We start from the raw sequence: 4150 nt of genomic DNA on the forward strand, positions 1-4150 counted from the left end.
GAGCACGTTGAACGAGTCTTCGGGACGGAGTCGCTTCAACAGCGTTTCGCAAGCGGTGAAGCTGCGCTCCAACTTGTCCCATTGCATGGAGAGCGACGTGTCGAAGAGCGCGATGATCGTGCGTCCGGGCTGTTGATTCGCCGCCGCAGGCGGCGCTAGCAATGCGCGCGCGCCAAAGAATCCGTCGCCGGCATCGCGTTCGGTAATGACACGCAGCCTGTTCGAGTCGCTTGCCGCGTAGGTGAAGCCGAAGGAGAAATCCTCGGTCAGCGCGACGTTCGTGCCTGAGAAATTCGCATGGATTAGATTGGCGCTCTTGTCGCGAATCTGCAGCGGATACGCTTTGCCGATCCCAGCGAAATCCTGGATTGCGTGCGCGCTCTGCAATGTGATCGTTGCGTTCAAACTGCCCGCCGTTATCGCGCTGTAAACGTCAGGATGGATTGGAACCGCAAGCACCGATCGCAGACCCTCGACGCCCACGGGCTCCTGGTATTCGATCTCGATGCGCTTGGTTCCCCACGCGGGAACCGGCACGATTTTCGCGGTAAACAGCGCGTTGCGGCGCGCCTCATCCGCCCCGCGCTCGCCCATCTGCAGCAGCCCCGGGTCGATATTCTGAGCTTTGATCTGCTCGTACAACTCGCCCGCGCGCTTGCGTTCCAGAATCACGCCGGGAATGCGCGTCACATCGTCCCAAACCGCGAAATCTGACACAGCCGCTCCGGAGGGAAGCGCGAAGTGGTACTCGCCTTCCTGCACCATGCCGGTCCGGTTCGCGAAAATCTCCCGCATGCGGATGCGCGCCGTACCGTTGTCGACAAACACGTCGATGGACATTTCCTGCAGCGCGAATATGGCCGGATCAGGTGCTTCATGACCGCCCGGAATTAGTACTCCGGCATCGGCGAAAAGCGCTCGCGAGGTGATTAACAGTAAAGCCCAGCGCTTCACGGGAGCACCTGACTTTCCAGCCGCACGACGCCGTTATCCGTTCCGACATAGAGTCCGTTATTCGCGAACGCCAGCGCGGTGACGTTTCGAGAAGGTAGACCGTAGCTGAACTTCTGCCACCTGGCGTAATGATCAAGTACTAACAATCCGTCGTCCAGAGTTCCAACGAAGACGCGCCCGTCAGCGACCAGCATCGCGTTTGGATTTACCACGCAGCGCGGCATATCGGGAAAGGTATGCCAGATACCCGACTTATCCAGCCGCATCACACCGACTCCATAAGTGCCCGCCAGCCAGTCATCTCCGTCCCGCACGACCGCGGTGATCCAGTTATGCTTCAGACCGGAGTTAGCGGTCGTATAGTTCGCGTGTATCAGGTCGTAATTGAGTACCGATAAGCCGCCTAAAGTTCCGGCCAGCACTTGATTACCGGCGACACCCAACGCATACACATGGTTATTTACCAGACCATTGAATACATACACGCTATGTACGCCGCCCGAATCGAGAAAGGACAGGCCGGCCGGAGTCGCAGCGATCATCCCGCCGCTAGTAAATGCCACGTCGGTAACATGGTCCGCAATCAATCCGTTCCTGCGCCCTAAGACTTGTTTCTGATCGGTGTTCTCGAACAGCACCAGCCCGTTCGCGGTAGCTACGGCGGTGCGTTCGCCGGAGGTCACGATGCGATTAATGCAGAAGAGATGATCGTCTTCGAAGTGCCGCGAGATCGTGCGATCGCTCGCGAGTACATCTAACCCGCGATCGAAATAACCCGCCCAAAGGCGACCGGATGGGTCAACGGAAAGCGCCGAGATATGGCGATCGGTCAGGGAACCAGCGCTGCCACTTACTACGGATTCCCATCCGCTCGCAGATTCGCGGTATAACGCCTTTGTCGTAAGTGCGTACCTAACTCCGCCGGATTCCACCAGACGCTCAATCGGTTCCGTCGTCAACGCCGCTTCTGTGTCGAGCGGCCGATGCCTATCCTTTGAGACCGCTACCACACCCTCATCTTCCGTGCCGATCAAGAGTCCGTATTGGTCCGGTAACAAAGCGCGCGCGAAAACGCCATCGCCCACTACGCGCGTCTTTCGTCCCGCCTCGAAAACAGCTACGCCGAGCGGCGTCCCCGCGTAAGCGGTTTCACCCGACACGGCCAGCGACAGAATCTGCGGGTCGGAAAGCTCATCCTCTATATGTTCCAGAGCGCCGGCGTGCAGATGCCATAAACCTTCGGCCAGCGTGCCGATCCAGAGATCGGTACTCGACCCCGCTAACGCCGTGATGTGCAACGTTTCCAAAGCCGGATCGAGCATGGAGAGCGTCTGCCCGTCATAAACTCCAACTCCATTCGTCTCCGTCCCGAAAAGTAGCCGCCCGTTCACAGTCAGCAGCGCGGTTAGCCTCCTTAGCGAGGGCTTCGCCGGAAGTACTTGCCGCATACGCGAGCCGTCATAACGAAGCAGGCCTTCACCGCGCGTCGCGACATACAGTTCGCCGCCGAAAGTAGACAGCGCGATCAGTTCCCCGGCCGGAAGTTCCAGGCCGACGCGCCACGTTTCCGAAAGGTCAGAGCCGCGGTAAGCCGAAAGCGCATTGGCGCCCGCGATAAATGTCCTTCCGTCGTAGACAGCGATGTCGCGGAACGAGGGAGTAACCGCGATCGGCTCGACTCCCGTCAGCGCGTGCCGGTCTAGAGAAGTTAGGGCAAACGGCACGCGTCCGCCGGCGGCAACTTCCGCCGCGGCGTCCGTCATGGCGCGATGCGCGCGCCAGAAAGTAAATGAAACTGAAGCAATGAGGATCGGAGGAATGGCCGCCGCGAGGATCGTCCCCCGGCGGAAGAGTAACGGCACTTAGAGCACCCGCTGTGAGAGTAGCGGTTCCTGCGCCACAGTCAATTGCAGTTCTGTCGATCGGTCGCTTTTGAGGTTTGTACCTCATTATTTTGGCAGTGAAAGGCGAACATAACATCTCGTGGGAGTAACCGCTTGCTTACGCGCGCGGCTCAGTAACACCGACGCGGCTCGTAACACTGAATCTGCTGAGCCGCGCACGTGAGTAAGCGGTGCTTTCGGGTTGCTAAGTAAGTTATGGGAGCAAGTTGCGCCGGCTGCGGATGTGCGGTAGGAAAGCTTCGGCGAGTAAGTAACCGCTCTCATCTCCTCTAAACCTACTAATTCGCATCTGCTCGGGATAGAAACGGTCCGGCGTCTGGGAGGCATGCGCGTAACAAGCCGCGCGGAGACGCGGCTCCACGCTCGAGATATCGACATACTCGGTCGGCGAGAACATGAAAGTATCTTCACCTACTTCGTAATAATAGAGCGCGAACTTCTTTCCACCGCGCAGAAAGGTATCGTGTACCAGGGAAGAGATCGCAACATGATCGCGATGCTGATCCACCGGCCAGTGCGTGAACACCACATCCGGCTGCTCCGCTTCCAGCACTTTCCGGAAATCGTCGTAATGCGCATTGTCGAGAACCGCGTGCCCATCGCATTGCCCGGCAAACAACGCCCGCGCCCGAAGGATCCGGCAAGCCTGCTGCGCCTCAGCGGTTCGAACCGTACTGCCCGGATCACCAGCCGAGGCCGGGCAGCTTTTCTCGCCGTGATTCAGATACAGCAGCACGACCTCGTGCCCCCGGTCGGTATAGCGCGCGACCGTCCCGCCGCAGCCATACTCCGGGTCGCCCGGATGCCCGCCGGTCACAACAACCTTCAGCTTCGCCGTCTGCGCGAGCAGCGGCGCCGCGGCCAGCCCCAACAAGAAATCACGACGCGTGCCCATCGCCCTCCTTCAACGTCAGAATGCGATCGCCCTTCACATCCTTGTACGTTTCGCGCAACCCGCACGGCCACCGAATCTCCACCGAATCCGCCTGAACCGCGGCCCCCAGTCCGAAGTGCAGCCGCAGGTCGTTCTGCGAATAGAAGCTGGATTGCCCCAGCACATCCTGCCGCTGCCGCCTGCCGCCCGCCGTCAACACTACTGAAGCCCCGATCGCGGACCGGTTCGACTTCACCCCGATCAGCTTCAACTTCAACCAGTGATTCCCATTCCGCAGCTCGTTCCGCAGGAGCGACGGCGGCTCATTCATATTCATCACCAGCATGTCGATATCGCCGTCATTATCGAAATCGCCGAACGCGCAACCGCGGCTGGCATGCCGGTCCGTAACACCCGC

The 4150-nt window shown here is 59.6% G+C and carries 4 protein-coding genes; all 4 read right to left on the reverse strand.

What is annotated here, in order from left to right; translation table 11 throughout:
* A partial coding sequence (locus H1Y01_RS13395; RefSeq protein WP_219341529.1) for a VIT domain-containing protein occupies positions 1–954 on the reverse strand: 954 nt, incomplete at its 3' end.
* Complete coding sequence (locus H1Y01_RS13400) at positions 951–2816, reverse strand: hypothetical protein (RefSeq protein WP_180541018.1); 1866 nt, start codon at positions 2814–2816, stop codon at positions 951–953. The genes H1Y01_RS13395 and H1Y01_RS13400, both read right to left, overlap by 4 nt.
* Positions 2817–3051: 235 nt before the next feature.
* Positions 3052–3753, reverse strand: coding sequence for a PIG-L deacetylase family protein (locus H1Y01_RS13405; RefSeq protein ID WP_180541019.1), 702 nt, complete (start codon positions 3751–3753; stop codon positions 3052–3054).
* The coding region (locus H1Y01_RS13410) for an ASPIC/UnbV domain-containing protein (RefSeq protein WP_180541020.1) at positions 3737–4150 on the reverse strand (414 nt) is incomplete at its 5' end. The genes H1Y01_RS13405 and H1Y01_RS13410, both read right to left, overlap by 17 nt.

It is taken from the genome of Nevskia soli, from assembly GCF_903970205.1.
In the GTDB taxonomy this organism is placed as follows: Bacteria; Acidobacteriota; Terriglobia; order Bryobacterales; family Bryobacteraceae; genus Bog-113.